This is a genomic window from Proteus penneri (assembly GCF_003144535.1).
Classification (GTDB): Bacteria; Pseudomonadota; Gammaproteobacteria; order Enterobacterales; family Enterobacteriaceae; genus Proteus; species Proteus penneri.
In genome coordinates this window covers 128908-149240 of the sequence record NZ_PHFJ01000011.1, presented here as the reverse complement: position 1 = coordinate 149240, position 20333 = coordinate 128908, and the positions used below count along the sequence as shown (strand labels likewise).

20 protein-coding genes are annotated in these 20333 nt (G+C 40.3%); 14 read left to right on the top strand and 6 right to left on the bottom strand.

All coding sequences use genetic code 11. The features are described 5' to 3' along the window. The first annotated feature begins 127 nt into the window (after positions 1-127). Complete coding sequence (gene metJ / locus CUB63_RS13675; RefSeq protein ID WP_006534139.1) at positions 128-445, top strand: met regulon transcriptional regulator MetJ; 318 nt, start codon at positions 128-130, stop codon at positions 443-445. A 134-nt stretch (positions 446-579) separates the two neighbouring features. Here metJ and rpmE read toward each other — a convergent pair whose 3' ends face one another. Next, positions 580-792, bottom strand: a complete 213-nt coding sequence (gene rpmE, locus CUB63_RS13670; RefSeq protein WP_006534140.1) for a 50S ribosomal protein L31 — start codon at positions 790-792, stop codon at positions 580-582. A 203-nt stretch (positions 793-995) separates the two neighbouring features. Between rpmE and priA the strand changes: the two genes are divergently transcribed. From priA to rraA, 7 genes are all read left to right on the top strand, one after another. Then, a complete protein-coding gene (gene priA, locus CUB63_RS13665; RefSeq protein ID WP_109848272.1) occupies positions 996-3197 on the top strand; it encodes a primosomal protein N' in 2202 nt (733 codons plus the stop codon). Between the two features lie 305 nt (positions 3198-3502). After that, positions 3503-4534, top strand: a complete 1032-nt coding sequence (gene cytR / locus CUB63_RS13660) for a DNA-binding transcriptional regulator CytR (RefSeq protein ID WP_072064648.1) — start codon at positions 3503-3505, stop codon at positions 4532-4534. A gap of 70 nt (positions 4535-4604) precedes the next feature. Continuing rightward, entirely contained in the window at positions 4605-5396 is a 792-nt protein-coding gene (locus CUB63_RS13655; RefSeq protein WP_072064649.1) for an SPOR domain-containing protein, read from the top strand. A gap of 114 nt (positions 5397-5510) precedes the next feature. Then, positions 5511-6041: an ATP-dependent protease subunit HslV gene (gene hslV / locus CUB63_RS13650; RefSeq protein WP_006534149.1), complete on the top strand. Its 531-nt coding sequence runs from the start codon at positions 5511-5513 to the stop codon at positions 6039-6041. 12 nt (positions 6042-6053) lie between these two features. Then, positions 6054-7388 carry an HslU--HslV peptidase ATPase subunit gene (hslU, locus tag CUB63_RS13645; RefSeq protein WP_006534150.1) on the top strand — a complete coding sequence of 445 codons (1335 nt, stop codon included), beginning with the start codon at positions 6054-6056 and terminating at the stop codon, positions 7386-7388. A gap of 97 nt (positions 7389-7485) precedes the next feature. Next, the gene (locus CUB63_RS13640; protein ID WP_072064651.1) at positions 7486-8403 is read left to right on the top strand and encodes a 1,4-dihydroxy-2-naphthoate polyprenyltransferase; all 918 of its coding nucleotides are present in this window, start codon (positions 7486-7488) and stop codon (positions 8401-8403) included. 109 nt (positions 8404-8512) lie between these two features. Beyond that, positions 8513-9016, top strand: a complete 504-nt coding sequence (gene rraA / locus CUB63_RS13635; protein ID WP_006534154.1) for a ribonuclease E activity regulator RraA — start codon at positions 8513-8515, stop codon at positions 9014-9016. Between the two features lie 93 nt (positions 9017-9109). Here rraA and zapB read toward each other — a convergent pair whose 3' ends face one another. Further along, positions 9110-9352 (bottom strand): septal ring assembly protein ZapB, encoded by a 243-nt coding sequence (gene zapB, locus CUB63_RS13630; protein WP_072064652.1) that lies wholly within the window; start codon positions 9350-9352, stop codon positions 9110-9112. Positions 9353-9646: 294 nt separating this feature from the next. Between zapB and CUB63_RS13625 the strand changes: the two genes are divergently transcribed. Both CUB63_RS13625 and glpK read left to right on the top strand, forming a co-directional pair. Next, positions 9647-10462 (top strand): MIP/aquaporin family protein, encoded by an 816-nt coding sequence (locus CUB63_RS13625; protein ID WP_006534156.1) that lies wholly within the window; start codon positions 9647-9649, stop codon positions 10460-10462. Between the two features lie 42 nt (positions 10463-10504). Beyond that, on the top strand, positions 10505-12037 hold the full coding sequence (glpK, locus tag CUB63_RS13620) for a glycerol kinase GlpK (protein WP_109398903.1): 1533 nt from the start codon (positions 10505-10507) through the stop codon (positions 12035-12037). A gap of 101 nt (positions 12038-12138) precedes the next feature. On the opposite strand, the gene emrD is transcribed toward glpK, so the two are convergent. Further along, a complete protein-coding gene (gene emrD, locus CUB63_RS13615; RefSeq protein ID WP_109848271.1) occupies positions 12139-13323 on the bottom strand; it encodes a multidrug efflux MFS transporter EmrD in 1185 nt (394 codons plus the stop codon). Positions 13324-13655: 332 nt separating this feature from the next. On the opposite strand from emrD, the gene fpr reads away from it, so the two are divergent. After that, positions 13656-14402, top strand: a complete 747-nt coding sequence (fpr, locus tag CUB63_RS13610; protein WP_109848270.1) for a ferredoxin--NADP(+) reductase — start codon at positions 13656-13658, stop codon at positions 14400-14402. 54 nt (positions 14403-14456) lie between these two features. Here the strand turns inward: fpr and CUB63_RS13605 are convergent, their stop codons facing one another. Beyond that, a complete protein-coding gene (locus CUB63_RS13605; protein ID WP_072064656.1) occupies positions 14457-14888 on the bottom strand; it encodes a DUF805 domain-containing protein in 432 nt (143 codons plus the stop codon). Between the two features lie 97 nt (positions 14889-14985). Here CUB63_RS13605 and CUB63_RS13600 point away from each other — a divergent pair, with 97 nt between their 5' ends. Together CUB63_RS13600 and tpiA are read left to right on the top strand one after the other, a co-directional pair. After that, positions 14986-15621, top strand: coding sequence for a DUF1454 family protein (locus CUB63_RS13600; RefSeq protein ID WP_006534166.1), 636 nt, complete (start codon positions 14986-14988; stop codon positions 15619-15621). A 106-nt stretch (positions 15622-15727) separates the two neighbouring features. Next, complete coding sequence (tpiA, locus tag CUB63_RS13595) at positions 15728-16498, top strand: triose-phosphate isomerase (RefSeq protein WP_072064658.1); 771 nt, start codon at positions 15728-15730, stop codon at positions 16496-16498. A gap of 104 nt (positions 16499-16602) precedes the next feature. Here the strand turns inward: tpiA and CUB63_RS13590 are convergent, their stop codons facing one another. Further along, positions 16603-17604, bottom strand: coding sequence for a sulfate ABC transporter substrate-binding protein (locus CUB63_RS13590; RefSeq protein ID WP_109848269.1), 1002 nt, complete (start codon positions 17602-17604; stop codon positions 16603-16605). A 262-nt stretch (positions 17605-17866) separates the two neighbouring features. Further along, positions 17867-18844 carry a 6-phosphofructokinase gene (pfkA, locus tag CUB63_RS13585; protein ID WP_109398909.1) on the bottom strand — a complete coding sequence of 326 codons (978 nt, stop codon included), beginning with the start codon at positions 18842-18844 and terminating at the stop codon, positions 17867-17869. Positions 18845-19377: 533 nt separating this feature from the next. Here pfkA and fabG point away from each other — a divergent pair. Then, positions 19378-20133, top strand: a complete 756-nt coding sequence (gene fabG / locus CUB63_RS13580; RefSeq protein ID WP_109848268.1) for a 3-oxoacyl-ACP reductase FabG — start codon at positions 19378-19380, stop codon at positions 20131-20133. Positions 20134-20333: the final 200 nt, after the last annotated feature.

Sequence of the window (20333 nt, the reverse complement as noted above, 5' to 3'; positions counted from 1 at the left end):
TTTTTCTTTCACCTTCAGTCAGAAGAGTCGGTGGTTTTAGAAAAGTCATGATAAACTGGTATCGCCCATCAGAATAAGGGTTAACCCTGTTCTGACTTCAACTAAATGATATTAATAAAGGTAATCCATGGCTGAATGGAACGGTGAATATATCAGCCCTTACGCTGAGCATGGCAAAAAGAGTGAGCAAGTTAAGAAAATCACAGTTTCAATTCCGTTGAAAGTGTTGAAAATTTTGACCGATGAACGCACTCGCCGTCAGGTTAATAACCTAAAACATGCAACCAATAGTGAATTATTGTGTGAAGCATTTTTGCACGCATTTACCGGACAGCCTCTGCCAAATGATGAAGACTTACGTAAAGAACGTAACGATGAAATCCCTGAAGAGGCAAAAGAAATAATGCGCCAGCGCGGGGTTGATCCCGATACTTGGGAGTATTAATCAGCGCCAGTTTTTGATTTATTGCTTGATTAACACGAACAAAAAAGCCCAAAGCAAAAACTTTGGGCTTTTTTTCAATTCCGAACTGTCTGCAAGATGCCAGACTAGGCTGACATCTTGTGACAACAAATATCTTATTTGCTGCCTGGAATTTTGAAGCGTTTGTTGAACAGATCAACACGACCACCAGTTGCAACATCACGTTGTTTACCAGTATAGAATGGGTGGCATTTGTCACAAACGTCCAGATTCAGGTTATGACCCGCAGTGGAGTTGATTTTCATAACGTTACCGCAAGAACAAGATGCAGTAATTTCTTCGTATTTAGGATGGATATCTTTTTGCATGGAAAACCTCTACTAAGGCCGTGTCGCCATTCAGCCCACAGCCGAACACCACACGTCGTGTTGATTGAAATTAAGTGTTTGGTAATTTATCTACCAAAGGGGGCGGATCATACAGAATATCGACTAAACGCGCAATGAAATCTGCACACTTTTTGTGATATTCTTAAAGACACCTTTTCGCTAAAACTCTCGGAAACCCTGATATGACCATAGTTCAGGTGATTTTACCTGTACCACTATTTTCCTCTTTTGATTATCTGTTACCAGAAGGGATGGATGCACCTGTTATCGGTAGTCGGGTGATCGTGCCTTTTGGTAATAAACGCCGCTCTCTTGGTATTGTCAAAGGACTCAGCACACACAGTGAGTTTCCTATCGAAAAGCTAAAGCCTATTGATGAGCTCCTTGATAGCGAAACGCTCTTTCCTGGTGTTTTGTGGGATATGTTAAATTGGGCATCGGCGTATTACCACTATCCGTTAGGGGAAGTGTTATTTCACGCCATGCCAATTTTGTTACGACAAGGAAAACCCGCAGAATTCACACCACTATGGCAATGGTACGCCACTGAAGAGGGACTTAATCTTGACCTCAATAGTTTAAAAGGTGCAAAAAAACAGCAACAAGCATTAGCGGCGCTTCGCCGTACACCATTATATCGCCATCAACTTGATGAATTTGAGATCACCACAGCAACACTCAACAACTTAAAAAAGAAAGCCTTTGCAGATCTCCGTCCTATTCAACCTGCTCCTATACACTGGCACAATGATCTTACTGTTCAAGGCGAACGGTTTAAATTAAATACTGAACAAGCTATTGCCGTAGGTGCGATCACTGCACAGGCCAATCAATTCTCACCTTGGTTATTATTGGGCATTACAGGTTCAGGTAAAACAGAAGTTTATTTAAGTGTATTAGAAAAAATTCTCGCGGAAGGTAAACAAGCATTGATTCTCGTGCCTGAGATTGGCTTAACACCTCAAACAATTCGTCGTTTTAAGGCGCGCTTTAATGCGCCTGTTGATGTGCTTCATTCAGGATTAAATGATACTGAACGCTTAGCCGTTTGGTTACGAGCAAAACGCGGTGATAATGCCATTATTATTGGTACACGATCAGCGCTCCTCACCCCTTTCCAGCATCTTGGTATTATCATTATCGATGAAGAGCATGATGGATCTTATAAACAACAAGATGGTTGGCGTTACCATGCACGTGACCTCGCTGTTTTCCGTGCAAAACAAGAAAATATTCCTATCGTGATGGGAACCGCAACGCCATCAATTGAAACCAGTTTTAATGTTGAGCAAAAAAAATATCAACAACTCACTCTAACTCAACGTGCAGGCAATGCAAAACCTGCAACCGAGCATTTAATTGATTTAAAAGGCCAACCACTCACAACAGGGTTGTCTCCAATTCTTATTAAAGCAATCAAAGAGCACCTTAATGCGGGTAACCAAGTTATGCTCTTCTTAAATCGCCGAGGATTTTCGCCCGCATTGTTATGTCATGAATGTGGTTGGATAGCAGAATGCCCCCGCTGTGATCACTATTATACGATCCATCAAAAACATGGCATGTTACGTTGCCATCAATGTGATAGTCAGCGACGAATTCCAGCACAATGCCCACAATGTGGCTCAACAAATTTAATACCCGTAGGATTAGGAACAGAGCAACTTGAGCAAGGGATTGGTGAATTATTTCCTGATACACCAATAACGCGAATTGATAAAGATACAACAAGCCGCAAAGGCGCTTTAGAACAACAACTGGAAGATATTTATCAAGGTGGCTCACGTATTCTTATTGGTACACAGATGTTAGCCAAAGGGCATCACTTCCCTGATGTCACCTTAGTGGCTTTACTGGATGTTGATGGCGCGCTGTTCTCCAGTGATTTCCGTGCGGCCGAACGCTTTGCCCAGCTTTATACACAAGTATCAGGCCGTGCAGGCCGAGCAGGTAAGCAAGGCGCGGTATATTTACAAACTCACCAGCCAGATCACCCTCTGCTGCTGACACTATTAGAAAAAGGTTATGACGCTTTCACGAAAGAAGCTTTACAGGAGCGACAAGCCACTTTTTTACCGCCTTATTCTAGTCATATTATGATCCGCTCTGAAGATCACAATAATCAACGTGCCCCCCAGTTCTTGCGACAGCTTAAGCAGTTTTTTGAACAACACCCAATGCGAGATACTAATTTATGGGTAATGGGGCCTGTTCCGGCAATTCAAGCTAAACGAGGTGGAAATTATCGTTGGCAATTATTGCTCCAACATCCTTCGCGGAGTTATTTACAAAAATTAATGTCTGTCACTTACCCTCAGATTGTCGCCTTACCTGAGAGTAAAAAAGTGAAATGGAATATTGATGTTGACCCAACAGATTGTTAAAGATCTTCTCTACCTAACTTGACTATATTTTAGCCAGCGTTATGTTAAGGATACAATTCCGCTTGAATACTCGTTACAATCAAAGACTATTTATCAATTTTGCGAACTACCTCATAAAAACGATTGGTATCACACTTTTTATGCAAACTAGGTAACAGTATCTATTTAAAAAGTGGGTAGAATAACAATTTAGAATATTTCTTGAATTAAAAACCGTCGATAAAATCCTTTTTTAAATATTGGCGGTTTTTTTGCAATAAAAAAGCAATCGTTTAACTAAACCATCCAAAAGGGAGGTATGGGGTTTGCAACAAAATAATAAAGATAATACGCAAGCAACAATGAAAGATGTTGCCCTTGCAGCCGGCGTGTCCACAGCAACTGTGTCACGTACATTAATGAATCCGGAAAAAGTATCCTCACAAACCCGTCAGAAAGTTGAACAGGCTGTTCTTGATGTCGGCTATTATCCACATAACCTGTCAAAAAACCTTAAACGTAACGAGTCAAAAACGATCCTAGTGATCGTCCCTAACATCAGCGATCCCTTTTTTACTGATGTTGTGTGTGGCATTGAAGAAACCGCTGCACAACATGGTTATCTCGTGTTAATTGGTGATTGTAAACATCAGCAAAAACATGAAAATGCCTTTATTAATCTTATTATCACCAAACAAATTGACGGCATGTTACTTCTTGGCTCACACATCCCTTTTGATGTTTCCAAAGAAGAACAGAAAAATTTACCGCCGATGATCATGGCAAATGAGTTTGCACCTGAACTTGAATTACCGACTGTTCATATCGATAATCTGACAGCCTCTTTTAGAGCAACACACTATTTACAGCAAATGGGGCATAAGCGTATTGCTTGTATTACAGGCCCTGAAGATATGCCTTTATGTCGTTATCGCTTGCAAGGCTATATTCAAGCCATGCGTAGAACAGGCGTACCCTTACGTGAAGATTATATTATTCGTGGTGATTTTACCCATGAAAGCGGTGCAGAAAGTCTGAAAAAGTTAATTTCATTGCCTGAGCCACCCACTGCTGTGTTCTGTCATAGTGATATAATGGCAATTGGCGTTATGTGGCAGGCAAAAAAATTAGGATTAGAGCTTCCTAAAGATCTCTCTGTTATTGGTTTTGATAATCTGGATATCACACGTTATAGCGAACCTGCTCTGACAACAATGGAACAACCTCGTTATCAAATAGGACGTGAATCGATGTTGTTATTACTCGACCAACTACAAGGTAGACCTGTTGCACCTGGCTCTCGCTTATTAGATTGTGAGCTAATTATAAGAGACAGTGTCTGTCGGCTTAAAAGCTAGGCAAAACACACTATGTTAAGTAACATATCGTTTGTGATACCTATTCCTTTAATTATCAGCGAATCGAACTGTGGCACAACGAGACTATGTGGGACGAGGGCAGACATCTGCTCGTCGTAAAAAAACAACGAAAAGTAAGAGCAAAAAGGCTGCTAAAGGGCTGCCTTTAACAACGCTTATCGCGGCAATCGCTATTGTGGCGCTGTTTATCGGCGGCCTCTATTTTATTACACATAATAAAAAAGAAGCCGTAGAAACAACGCCAACTATCACTGGGCAACATCCAGCGAATAGCCTACCGCCAAAACCGCAAGAGCGTTGGCAATATATTAAAGAATTGGAAAATCGTCAGGTGGGTACACCTTTACAGCCTGAATTTCCTTCATCAGGTAGCCAGATTAATCCGAAAGCAACACTTTCGCCTGAACAATTGCGTTTTTTACAACAAATTGAAGCGGATAAACGCCAACCCGCCCTTCAACTGCCAGAAGTGCCTTATAATGGTGAAGTCCCGCGCTCACAAGTGGTTGTAACACCACCAGCAACAACAACGCCTTCTGTTTCACAACAGCCAGCACAAACTCAACAACCGCAAGCACCTGCGATTGTTACAACGCCTAAACCTACGGTGACTGAAACAAAATTTTTAGTGCAATGTGGCTCATTTAAAAATACCGAACAAGCTGAATCTGTGAGAGCAACGCTAGCTTTTTCTGGTGTTGAAAGCCGAGTAACGAAAGGCAATGATGGCTGGATCCGCGTATTATCAGGCCCTTACAGTAAAGAACAAGCCAACTCCGTGAGTAAACAAGCGGCTGGAGCGGGTGTATCAGGTTGTATTCTTCGCTCTTCTGGGGGTTGAAAAATAAATTATCTCCCCCACCTATAATTCTAATTCACACAACGGGTCGTACTTTATCTTAGATAAAAGCACTTCCCGTCCCATTTTTTTATTGATTAAACCAGGGGCTGACTCATGACTACAATCGTAAGTGTTCGCCGTAAGGGCCAAGTTGTAATCGGTGGTGATGGACAGGCGACGATGGGTAATACCGTCATGAAAGGCAATGTTCGCAAAGTACGCCGTCTTTATAACGACAAAGTCATTGCGGGATTTGCTGGCGGCACTGCTGATGCTTTTACTCTTTTTGAACTGTTTGAACGCAAATTAGAACTTCACCAAGGGCATTTAACTAAAGCTGCGGTAGAACTTGCTAAAGATTGGCGTACAGACAGAATGCTACGCAAATTAGAAGCGTTGCTTGCTGTTGCAGATGAAAATACATCGCTTATCATCACGGGTAATGGTGATGTGGTTCAACCAGAAAACGATTTAATTGCTATCGGTTCTGGTGGCCCTTATGCACAAGCAGCGGCTAGAGCTATGCTAGAAAATACCGAACTTTCTGCACGCGAAATCGCTGAAAAAGCGCTGAGCATCGCTGGAGATATCTGTATTTATACTAACCACAATGTTAACTTTGAAGAACTCTCTTCAAAAGAGTAAGGATTTGAGAGCATGTCTGAAATGACTCCTCGCGAAATTGCCAGCGAACTCGATAGATTTATTATTGGTCAAGATAAAGCGAAACGTGCGGTGGCAATTGCCCTACGTAACCGCTGGCGTCGTATGCAACTTGATGAAGCGTTGCGTCACGAAGTAACACCTAAAAATATTCTGATGATTGGACCTACTGGTGTAGGTAAAACTGAAATTGCACGCCGTTTAGCAAAATTGGCCAATGCGCCTTTCATCAAAGTTGAAGCAACCAAATTCACCGAAGTGGGTTATGTGGGTAAAGAAGTTGATTCAATTATCCGTGATTTAACCGACTCTGCAGTCAAAATGGTGCGTAGCCAAGCTATCGATAAAAATCGTTTCCGTGCTGAGGAAATGGCTGAAGAACGTATCCTCGATGTACTTATTCCACCAGCAAAAAATAACTGGGGCGTAGCAGAACAAGCATCAGAACCTTCAGCAGCACGTCAATCTTTCCGTAAAAAATTACGCGAAGGCCAATTAGACGATAAAGAAATTGAAATTGAATTATCTGCAACACCAATGGGTGTTGAAATCATGGCTCCTCCAGGAATGGAAGAGATGACTAATCAATTACAATCTATGTTCCAAAATTTAGCAGGTCAGAAACAAAAAGCACGCAAGATGAAAATCAAAGATGCGTTTAAGCTGATTGTTGAAGAAGAAGCAGCTAAATTAGTTAACCCTGAAGAGCTTAAACAACAAGCGATTGATGCGGTAGAACAACACGGTATTGTCTTTATTGATGAAGTAGACAAAATCTGTAAACGTGGTGGACAAAGTTCTGGCCCTGACGTTTCTCGTGAAGGCGTACAACGTGACCTCTTACCATTGGTTGAAGGTTGTACAGTTTCAACAAAACACGGTATGGTAAAAACAGACCATATTCTGTTTATTGCATCAGGTGCTTTCCAAGTTTCCAGTCCTTCTGATTTAATTCCTGAGTTGCAAGGACGTCTGCCAATTCGTGTCGAACTTCAAGCGCTGACAGCAGAAGATTTTGAGCGTATTCTAACTGAACCTAATGCATCGTTAACAAAACAGTATGAAGCATTAATGGCAACCGAAGGGGTGTCTATTAGCTTCACCGAAGACGGTATTCGCAAAATTGCTGAATCAGCATGGCGTGTAAACGAAACCACTGAAAATATCGGTGCTCGTCGTTTACATACTGTTTTAGAGCGTTTGATGGAAGAAATTTCCTACGATGCGAGTGAACGTCAAGGTCAATCAATATTGATTGATGCAGAATATGTAAAACAGCATCTGGATGAGCTTGTCGCAGATGAAGATCTGAGTCGATTTATTTTATAATCAACTTGTGCGATCCTTATCAGCAATATTTACGTGGGAGGCTTGCCTCCCATTCTTATTTTTATAATAACAACGAACATGAGTATCGAATTTCAGCATGAGCTCTCTAAATTCCACTAGCCGGACTCAAGCCTGGCTTGAAAGTTTACGACCCAAAACACTGCCTTTAGGGTTAATTGCCATTGTGACTGGCTCCGCATTAGCGTATTGGATGGGGCATTTTGAGCTACCTATTGCACTGCTTGCTATTTTGACAGCAGGAACGTTACAGATCCTATCAAACCTTGCTAATGACTACGGTGATGCCGTAAAAGGAACGGATACTGAAGAGCGTTTAGGGCCACTTCGTGGAATGCAAAAAGGCATAATAACAGCCGCTCAAATGAAAAAAGCGCTGATTTTAAATGTTATTATTTCCTGTATCTGTGGTATTGCACTGATTATTGTCGCCTGTAAAAAGCCTGAAGACGCTATTGGCTTCTTAGTGATGGGTTTACTCGCTATTGTTGCTGCAATTACTTATACCGTGGGTAAGCGCCCTTATGGTTATATGGGGCTAGGTGATATCTCTGTTTTAATTTTCTTTGGCTGGTTGAGTGTCATCGGAACTTATTACTTACAATCTAACACCTTTGATATTGTTACCCTACTTCCTGCTACGGCCTGTGGTTTACTTTCTGTCGCTGTTCTAAACATTAATAATATGCGCGATTTAGAAAGTGATATTCAGGCAGGTAAAAATACATTAGCGGTTCGCTTAGGCCCTGCTGGCTCTCGGACTTACCATACCTGTGTTATTTTTCTCTCTATTGCCTGCTTAATTATCTTTACTCTACTCTATATGCATCGCTGGACCGCGTGGTTATTTTTACTCGCCACCCCGATGCTTTTACTGCATATCAAACGTGTAAACGCTGATCACTCCGGCGAAGGGATGCGTCCTCTACTCGAACACATGGTAAAAGCAGCACTGCTAACTAACGTTCTTTTCTCTTTAGGTTTAGTTTTAGAATAATTTCACTCGATTGTTGATTTGACTCACTGAAATTTCAGTGAGTCTTTTGCCAACCACCCCTGTTAAGGGATATACTGGCCTTTCCTGTGGCAACCTGACGTAATCTCCTATGAAATATGATACTTCTGAACTCTGTGATATCTATCAAGAAGATATCAATGTCGTAGAACCGCTTTTCTCAAACTTTGGTGGTCAAAGTGCCTTTAACGGGCAAATCATCACCGTTAAATGCTTTGAAGATAATGGCCTGCTTTATGATTTACTCGAAGAAAATGGTAAAGGCCGCATTCTTTTGGTCGATGGCGGTGGCTCTGTACGTAAAGCCTTAGTTGATGCTGAACTCGCGCAACTTGCTGTTTCTAATGAATGGGAAGGCATTGTTGTTTACGGTGCAGTACGTCAAGTTGATGCATTATCAGAGCTTGATTTAGGTATTCAAGCAATGGCAGCTATCCCTGCGGGTTGCCAAAGTGAAGGCATTGGTGAAAGTGATATCCGTGTTAACTTCGGTGGTGTTACCTTCTTCTCTGGTGATTATCTTTATGCCGATAACACTGGGATCATCTTATCAGAAGAACCATTAGGCTTAGATGAAGATTTGATTGAAGAGTAATTGTTACTTTTTAATTGCATTCTTACGATTTCAATACTCAAAAGCCACCTAACGGTGGCTTTTGTTTTTTAGGTTTTAAGCAAACAAAGACAATTACTGCACGTCTTCCATTTTGCCTAACAGCGCGCGTAAGCGCTCTTGCCAGCTTGATTGCTCTTGTTTCAATTCTTCATTTTCACGAACAAGGGCTTCGCGTGATCCTTTTGCTTCTTGAACTTCTTGGCTCAGCGCATCATTTTTTTCTTTTAGCTCTTCGATTTCCATCTGTAATAACGTGATGGTATCAATTGCTTGTTGTACTTTTGATTCTAACTTTTCGAAAACTTCAAATGACATACTGTAATCCCCCATATAATCGATACTTCCGATTGTAAGTAGCCTATCAACAACTGTCTAGCATCTTCCGAGGAATTACATTCTTTTTTCAATTTTTCAAAAACACTGGTCAGATCACATTACAAATGTCGATCAAGTCACTAATTAAGAGCGTTTTCACTCATTTTCTTGATGAGACACACAAATTTCAATTTCGCTTATTCTCGTTTACGCTCATTAACGATAAATTCACAGTTATCTTTTCAATTCGAAAAGAATACTAACAATAAATAACCCTCTTTCAGGATAGAATATATGAGCCAGACGAAAACCTCTCTTATGGGTCAATGCATTTCTGAATTTATCGGAACTGCGTTGCTAGTCTTCTTTGGTCTTGGTTGTGTTGCTGCAGTACGTATTGCAGGTGCAGAGCTAGGACTGTGGGAGATAAGTATTATCTGGGGGCTGGGTGTTGCCTTAGCCGTTTATCTTACCGCTGGCACTTCTGGTGCTCACTTGAACCCAGCAGTAACTGTTGCGTTTTGGTTATTTGCTTGCTTTGAACGCAGAAAAGTTATCCCTTATATTATTGCACAAATGTTAGGTGGCTTCTTTGCCGCAGCTATTGTGTACTTTATGTATTACAGTGTTTTCCTCGACTACGAACAAGTTAATGGCATTGTCAGAGGCTCACAAGAAAGTCTCTTCACCGCTGGTGTATTTTCAACTTATCCTGCAGCTCAAATTTCCGTTATACATGCCTTTTTTGTTGAAGTTATCATTGCCGTTATATTAGTTGGCTTAATTTTAGCCTTAACTGATGATGGCAACGGTGTACCTAAAGGCCCATTAGCACCTTTATTAATTGGTATCTTAATTGCCGTAATCGGTGGTGCATTTGGCCCATTAACCGGATTCGCCTTAAACCCAGCTCGTGACTTTGGTCCAAAATTGGTTGCGTACTTTGCTGGCTGGGGTGATATTGCGCTGACTGGTGGACGCGATATCCCTTATTTCTTAGTTCCAATAATTGCTCCATTTATCGGTGGTATCTTAGGTGCATTGGCTTACCGTAAATTAATTGGCCGTCATTTACCTTGCGATACCTGCAAAATTGAAGACGATAAATAAAATTAAGAGCAATATTGTTGATTATCAGAACAGGTTACTAATATGACAACAGAAACAAATACATCGAATACCGAGAAAAAATACATTGTTGCACTGGATCAGGGTACAACAAGCTCACGTGCCGTAGTTATTGATCATGATGCCAATATCGTCAGTATTTCACAACGCGAATTCACCCAAATCTATCCTAAGCCAGGCTGGGTTGAACACGATCCAATGGAAATTTGGGCAACACAAAGTGCAACCCTAGTTGAAGTATTAGCAAAAGCAGATATTCCATCCGACCACGTTGCCGGTATTGGTATTACAAACCAACGTGAAACCACGATTGTATGGGATAAAGAAACGGGTAAACCTGTTTATAACGCCATTGTATGGCAATGCCGTCGTACTGCGGATTTCTGTACGCGTTTAAAAGATAAAGAAGGTGTTGAAGAATATATTCGTCAAAACACCGGGTTAATGGTTGACCCTTATTTCTCTGGTACAAAATTAAAATGGATCCTCGACAACGTCGAAGGTGCGCGTGAAAAAGCAGAAAAAGGCGAATTGCTATTCGGTACTGTTGATACTTGGCTAGTTTGGAAAATGACACAAGGTCGCGTTCACGTTACAGATTACACTAACGCCTCACGCACCATGTTATTCAATATCCACTCTTTAGATTGGGATCAAAAAATTCTCGATCTGCTGGATATTCCTCGCAATATGTTACCAAAAGTGGTGCCATCTTCAGAAGTCTATGGCCAAACAAACATTGGTGGTAAAGGGGGTACACGTATTCCTATCGCGGGTATGGCGGGCGACCAACAAGCTGCACTTTATGGTCAACTTTGCGTACAAAGTGGGATGGCGAAAAATACCTATGGTACAGGCTGCTTCTTACTGATGAATACAGGTACAGAAGCCGTTCGCTCTAATCATGGTTTGTTAACAACTATCTGCTGTGGCCCTCGCGGTGAAGTAAACTATGCCTTAGAAGGTGCCGTATTCGTTGGTGGCGCGTCCATTCAATGGCTACGTGATGAGCTAAAACTCATTGATGAAGCCACCGACTCTGAATATTTCGCAACTAAGGTAAACGATACTAATGGTGTCTATGTTGTTCCTGCATTTACAGGCTTAGGTGCACCATATTGGGATCCGTATGCTCGTGGTGCTATTTTTGGTTTAACCCGTGGTGCTAACCGTAATCACATCATTCGTGCAACCTTAGAATCTATCGCTTATCAGACACGCGATGTACTTGATGCAATGCAAGCCGATTCAGGTGCGCGTTTACAATCACTGCGTGTTGATGGTGGTGCTGTTGCCAACAACTTCTTAATGCAGTTCCAATCCGATATTTTAGGTACTCGTGTAGAACGCCCTGTTGTTCGTGAAAGTACCGCATTAGGTGCAGCATTCCTTGCAGGTCTTGCTATTGGTTTCTGGAGTGATTTAGAAGAAGTGAAAAACAAAGCTGCTATTGATAAAGAATTCCGCCCTGGTATCGAAACCACTGAGCGCAACTATCGCTATAACGGCTGGAAAAAAGCCGTCGCTCGTGCACAAGAGTGGGAAGATCGCGCTTAATTAATACAACGAGTTGAGAGAGAAGTAGCCTAGGCTACAAAACCAAAATGCCGAGAAAATTCTATTCTCGGCATTTTTATTTAATTGATGACACCAATAGCCTAAATAGTATGTTCTTCATGGCTAAAACGATGAGCCAAAGGAAGCCAACAAAGCATAATAGCCACTGACATCGCAAACATAATCATACCTAAGCTAAATTGATTATGTTGTGGTAATAAGGCTGAAAACCATGTTGCAACACCTGAACCCACATTTTGTAGTCCACCCACCAATGCACCCGCGGAGCCTGCTAAATAAGGGAATGGTTCCATTGCACCCGTTGTTGCCAATGGAAATAGCATACCAGCACCAAAGAAAAATAGTGCGGCAGGTACTAGAAGCGTCCAAATATTCATGATATTTAGCCAACCGGGGAGCCACATTAAGATACCGGCTGATAAACAACAAAAAACAGAATGCCACATCAATTGCACAAAGGTTTTACCTTCACGACCAGCATACCAAGCGCCAAAAAATGCCGCAGGGATCGGTAAAATAAATAATATACTGATAGTAATACTATTTAATCCTAATACTCCTCCCATTAACACACCGCTTGATGCTTCAAAAACAGCAATACCAGATAATGCACAAATCAACATAATCAAAAATGCACTGAAAGTACTATTTGAAAGTAGTAAGTAAAATGATGACAACATTTTACGTTTTTCAACTTGCACTGGGCGCGTTTCTGGCATCCAACGATACATACAAAACAGGACACTGGTTCCTAATAATAATAAGAAGATATAACACGCATGCCAGCCAAAGAAGTGAGCGACAACACCACCAATCATCGGTGCTAATAATGGACTAACTAAAACCCCCATATTTAACAAACTATTGGCGTAACGTAATGCAGTGCCTGTATATAAATCACGAGGTTGAGTACGTGTCATGACACCCGCAACACCTGTTCCCATACCTTGTAAGGTACTGGCAATAACCAGTGTGATTAAATTTTGCGAGAAAATCGCCACCAGCGTAGATAAACAAAAGATAGTCATTCCGACTAAAATAACAGGACGGCGCCCTACTTTGTCGGATATAGGTCCATAAATTAACTGTGAAAAACCATAAGAAAAAAGATAGGCCCCCATAACTTGCTGTACCGCCCCTGTGGGTTCACCAAAGTAAACGGCCATATCAGCAATAACAGGAACATAAATAGTTTGAGTCATTTGACCCACAGCAACCAATGCAATTATCAATAATAATAGATTTGCATGCTCTAACTTTCTCATTTCTTTTCTCAAGAATTTTAGATAAATAAATTAACGGACAGACGCATACCACAGAGAATTTATAAAAATAAACTCTGCAAAATGCGTACCTTCTCAGAATGAGACTAAGTTAACAAATTTGGAGAAATTTGCGAGATAGTCAGCAATTTTTGTATAAAGATTAATGTCAGAGAAATACACCATAGATGTCAATATAAATGTACATTTTGTGTCATTTATTGACAAAATCTTAGATTAATCACATCACCACACCATATTGATAAATAAAAAGCCACTTCCTATTTAGAATAAATAAGCAACATAAGCGTGTTTATCAAAAGGAGATTATCTCTATGGCTAATTGGGTGAATGGAAAAGTTATTCAAGTTCATCACTGGACTGATGCGTTAATAAGTCTCGTCGTCAATGCTCCTATTGATAAGTTTACAGCCGGACAATTTGCAAAATTAGCGCTAGATATTGATGGAGAGCGAGTACAACGAGCCTACTCTTATGTAAACGCACCAGATGATCCCAATTTAGAATTCTATCTGGTCACTGTGCCTAATGGAAAATTAAGCCCTAAATTAAGCGCACTTAACGTCGGTGATGAACTTCTGATCACTAAGCAAGCCAGTGGTTTTTTTGTATTAGAAGAAATTCCCACAACAAATACACTTTGGATGCTTTCGACAGGAACCGCCATTGGGCCTTTTTTATCTATTTTGCAATTAGGTCACGATCTTGAGCGATTTGAAAATATCGTTCTTGTTCATGCTGTTCGATATGCTAATGACTTAAGTTATTTACCTTTAATGGAAAAACTCGTTGAACGTTATCAAGGCAAATTACGTATTCAAACCATTGTCAGCCGTGAAAATCACATTGGCTCATTAACCGGACGTATTCCTGCATTAATTGAAAGTGGCGCTTTAGAAAAAACGGTTGGCCTAACCATCAGCCCAGAAGAGAGCCATATTATGTTGTGTGGTAATCCTCAAATGGTCAGAGATACTCAACAACTCTTAAAAGAACAACGGGAAATGCGTAAGCACTTACGACGCAAACCCGGACATATCACCAGTGAGCAATATTGGTAATAAAAAATAAGGGTGAGCTTATTTCTCTCACCCTCATTGATTTAATCATATAGATTAACGCCAGCGACGATAATCTACTTGTTCAGTCTGTTTACCAAAATAGTTTTCACCGTCATTACCAACAAAGACACCGCAATCAAGCAACATAATCATTCCGATAAAAGAAGGAAGAAAACGTCCTATCGCCCATTGCCAAAATGGTTCTAAACTACTTGTATCTGCCAGCCCCAACATCACAGCAAGTAAAAGTAATAAAAGCCATATTCCTCTTTTATTTCTATCATGGAGTCTTTTAGTAAAAATTGCACATAGCGGATAAAGAATAAAAAGGAACACTATCCATATTACAATGGCAGGTAATGGATAAATCATATCATTGATAATAAAAAGGCCTAAAAAAAGAGCGAAACAACCCCCTAAACCAGCCCAAAAGTCACGACGTCCAATTCGCCCTTTGAATGAAAATACCCAATGTTGTAAGGTCATAAATTCTCAATAATTTACTTAATTTGTGAATTACACTGTCCATTTAGTATCAAATAATACAGACTAGCCAATAACAGCACAGACAAGCGGAGGACAGATGATAAAAGCAAATACACTTTCTACGTTATACCTGATAATCATAAGCATTGCTCTTTGTTTGCCAACTTCTGTTTTTGCAACAGAGATGTCTGTCGCACAAAAACAGCCCAGTAAAGATGATATTGCCTATCTTAAGCAAGATGCACCTGTTTTTGAAATGACAATTCCGGAGCTAAGAGCTAAGTTCAATCAACAAAATCCGTTGTTATCGCTTAATGAATATAAAATTATCACTAATCACGATATTGCCATTCCGCTTGTCAGAGCCGCAACGCGTATTACACCTTATCTCTATTCATCTGCAATATTAGAGCGCGGTAGCGAAAAAATAAAAAGCTTACAACTCACGCTGATCCATACCCCTGATTCACCTGAATTAGAAAAGAGAAATCGCGAGATCACCACACAATATATTATTACTTTGGTGGCTCAATTTGACTCATCAATAACCCCAGAGCAAATTCAAGAGGCTCTCAATTTATTCGCCTTTAAAAATCAAACTTCTGATTATATTAGCCATGATGTGGGTGCTATTCGCTATATTGTTGCCCATGAAGGTGAACAATTAACAACCTTTGCTATTGAACCGATTAAGCTTTCTTTAAACAGCAAGATCGTTTCAGCTATTCCGTGATAAAAAACAAAGCTATTCTATTCATTGTTCTCTATACTGTTGTGCATCAACAGAATTCGTGTTTATTAGCAAACTAAATTTAAACCACTCGGTTGGAGGAAAAGTTATGCGCCATCCATTAGTCATGGGTAACTGGAAACTCAACGGCAGCATTCATATGGTTCATGAATTAATTGCTGCATTACGTAAAGAAGTTAGCGGTGTTGCAGGTTGTGATGTTGCTATCGCACCACCCGCAGTTTATCTATGCCAAGCACGCCATGAAATTGGTGGAAGCCGTATCGCATTAGGTGCTCAAGATACCGGTGTTCACTTATCAGGTGCTTTCACTGGTGAAACTTCAGCAGAAATGCTGAAAAACGTTGATGTTAAATACGTTATCATTGGTCACTCTGAGCGTCGTACTTATCATAAAGAATCTGACGAGTTTATCGCTCAAAAATTCGGCGTGTTAAAAGAGTTAGGTTTAACACCAGTATTATGTATTGGTGAAACTGAAGCAGAAAATGAAGCTGGCAAAACGCAAGAAGTGTGTGCTCGCCAAATCGATGCCGTGTTAAATGCACATGGTGCTGCAGCATTTAAAGATGCCGTTATTGCTTATGAACCAATCTGGGCTATCGGTACTGGTAAATCTGCAACTCCAGCACAAGCACAAGCTGTCCATAAATTTATTCGTGATCATATTGCGAAGAAAGATGCCGCTATCGCTGAACAAGTAATCATCCAATACGGTGGTTCTGTTAACGATAAAAATGCCGCTGAACTGTTTGGTCAACCAGACATCGACGGTGCATTAGTCGGTGGCGCATCACTGAAAGCTGATGCATTTGCCGTTATCGTTAAAGCAGCCGCCGCTGCAAAAGCGAAAAAATAATTTTATCTTTTTGGCTTCTGCCATTAAGAGATAAAAAATAGAGAAAATCACCTTGCTGGATATAAAACCAGAAGGTGATTTTTTTGTTTTTGCTTTATGACACATCAACGACGACTTATTTCATCAAACACACCGCCTGTCGCAAAATGTATTTTCTGTGCTGATTGCCAATTACCAAAAACCTCATCAATCGTAAATAGTTCGAGTTTTGGGAAACGACTTTGGTATTTCTCTGCTATTGCTTTGTCTCTAGGGCGATAATAGTTTTTTGCTGCAATCTCTTGTCCCTGTGATGAGTAAAGATAATCTAAGTACGCTGTGGCAATTTCTCGAGTTCCTCGTTTATCGACAACCTTATCAACTACAGATACTGTAGGCTCTGCAAGAATAGATACTGATGGTGTGACTATCTCAAATTTATCAGCGCCTAGTTCATTAATCGCTAATAACGCTTCGTTTTCCCATGCAATTAATACATCACCGATGCCTCGCTCAACAAAGGTATTGGTTGCGCCTCGTGCTCCTGAATCTAATACTTCAACTTGCTGATAAAGTGCTTTAACGAAGGCTTTCGCTTTTTCACTATCTTGATGATTAGCTTTTAATCCATAACCCCATGCCGCAAGATAGTTCCATCTTGCACCTCCTGAGGTTTTAGGATTAGGTGTAATAATGGAAACACCCGGTTTTATCAGCGAATCCCAATCTGTTATCTGCTTAGGATTTCCTTTTCTCACCAGAAAAACAATCGTTGAAGTATAAGGAGCAGAGTTATCGGGTAATCGTGTTATCCATTGCTTGTCGATACTTCCTCTTTGTGCAATCGCATCGATATCATAAGCGAGTGCCAATGTGACAACATCCGCTTCAATACCATTGATAACTGATGTCGCTTGCTTTCCTGAACCACCATGTGATTGGCGAATAGTGACACTATCTCCCGTTTTCTGCTTCCAATACTGACTAAATGCTTGGTTATACTGCTGATAAAGCTCTCTCGTTGGATCATAAGAGACATTTAATAACTGAATATCTTTAGCCCATAAACTATTAGAAAAAAGTAATACGACTAAAGTCGTTGATAATAAACCCCATTGTTTAAACATAACTATCCACCCTTTATCGTTAAGTATTTAACTAGGCTGACAGAAAGTGTTATCACGATGAAATAACAAAAAACCGATGGATATACACAACGGGAATATGACTATCAATATAAGGGGATAAAAAGAAATAATGGAGGATAGAAATAGTTAAATGAAATATTTTCACTCGAGAAGCTACTCTGACACAAAGAAAATGTATCAGAGCAGTTCACGAATAAGGATAGAACTCAGAAAGGCTCAGGTATTACGATAACACTATTGATTAATAGAGTTTTTTCGCTGTTTCATACCAATCAGCTTTAAAGACACGTTTCATATTCATGACCGCATCAATAATATCATGGTGAACCAGTTTTTCATTTTGAATACCAACACAACGACCACCGTAACCTTCTAATAGCAGTTGTACAGAATAAGCTCCCATACGAGAAGCAAGAATACGGTCGTAAGCAACTGGAGAACCACCACGTTGGATATGACCTAATACCGTTGCACGCGTTTCATGTTTAGTTTCGGCTTCAATAAAACGAGCTAATTCATGCACATCACAAACATGTTCGGTGATTGCGACGATTGCGTGGCGTTTACCACGTTCAATACCCGCTTTGATTTCTGCCAGCAATTCATCACGATCAAAAGGTAATTCAGATTCAGGCAGAACAACAAATTCACAGCCCCCTGCGATTGCCGCAGACAGTGTTAAGTCACCACAGTAACGCCCCATCACTTCCACGATAGAGATACGTTTGTGAGAAGTTGATGTATCACGTAAGCGGTCAATTGCTTCAACAGCCGTTTCTAATGCAGTAAAATACCCGATAGTATAATCAGTGCCAGCAACGTCATTATCAATTGTGCCCGGTAAACCGATACATGGAAAACCTGCTTCCGTCAGTTTTTTCGCACCAAGATAAGAACCATCACCGCCAATAACGACTAGGGCATCAAGCTCATTTTGTTTCATGTTCTCGATGGCAACAGCGCGAACGTTGTCTTCACGGAATTCAGGGAAACGAGCAGAACCAAGGAACGTACCACCACGGTTGATCATGTCTGACACACTAAAACGGTCGAGTTTTTTCATGCGATTTTCGTATAGCCCCATATAGCCATCCATAATCCCATAAACCTCTAAACCTTCACTTAGTGCGGCACGAACAACACCACGGATCGCGGCATTCATACCTGGTGCATCACCACCACTTGTTAAAACCCCAATTCTTTTGATCCTATTGACCATGATTACCTCTGATTCTTATTCGATGTAATTATTGCAAAATTGTTGGAATAACTTTTTATCTCAATATCGGCTTGTCTGGTATTATATACCGATATCGTAAATGCTGAATTGATTCAACAATACCATTGTACGCATATTTTTTACCAGTTCATCATTATCGTATATTTTTTTTCATAAACTTGATGCGCATTAAACTAATCAAATGGGCTATATAAAGATTATACTAGTCTATCTCAAATATGTTTCTCTAATAAGTTAACACTTTTTATACAGACACTTTACTGCCTTTTTGCATTCATCTCAAAAAAACACTATTTATGCTAAAAAATAGCATCGGCATATTTTGATAAATATTCAGTTTTTCTCTGGTGTGATGTTCTATCTGCCGTTTATCTCTCTATTTTGTGATGTCATCCTTTTAAAGAAAAAAATGATCTAAGGTACATTTGTGACCGACAACAAAGTTCTCTGGTTGATTTACCGCTTTTCAACCGAGACTGATACAGTGGAACTTTCACTTAATAGGAGGTTTTATGTTTGATTTAACGGGTAAAATCGCTTTAGTTTCAGGTGGCGCAAAAGGCATTGGTAAAGGTATTGTCATCGCCCTAAAAAATAGTGGTGCTAAGGTGATTATTGCCGATATTGATGATGTTGCTGGCAATAAAACAAAACAAGAATTAAATGTTGAGTTTATGCACCTTGATGTCACTCATCAATCCGCCTGTGAAAAAGTGGTTGATGATGTCGTAAAAGAGTATGGCAAACTTGATATTCTTTGTTCCAATACAGGCATTTTCCCTCAAGCCACGATTAAAGAGATGACCGAAGCTGATTGGGATAAAATGCATACAGTTAACCTTAAAGGTATGTTCTTTTTAGTGAAAGCTGCACTTCGTGTCATGGAGAAACAAAAACAAGGTCGTGTGATTATCACGTCATCCATTACGGGTGCAATCACAGGCTATCCAGGTTGGAGCCACTACGGGGCAAGCAAAGCAGGACAACTTGGCTTTATGCGCAGCGCAGCACTTGAATATGCACGTCATGGTATAACCATTAATGCTGTGATGCCGGGTAATATCCTCACCGAAGGCTTACAGGCGCAAGGTGAAGCGTATTTAAATCAAATGAAGGCATCAATCCCAACACATACTTTAGGTGAACCTGAAGATATCGGTTACGCCGCTACCTTCTTTGCGTCGAATGAAGCAAAATATATTACAGGGCAGACAATTATTGTCGATGGTGGACAGATTTTACCTGAATCTCCAGAGGCGTTGTTGTAGGTCAAGATAAAAATCATGTAAACTGGTGCGGCACCAACCGCACCGTAAACGTAAAATATAAGAATATAATTTATTGTTTATGGGTAATTTCAGCTAGCTCTATTACTACAAATTGCTCATTCACCTCAGTGAAATAAAAAATCTTAAAAATCCACCAAATTATATTGTTATGTTAAATAATTATTTCACACTCTATTGCG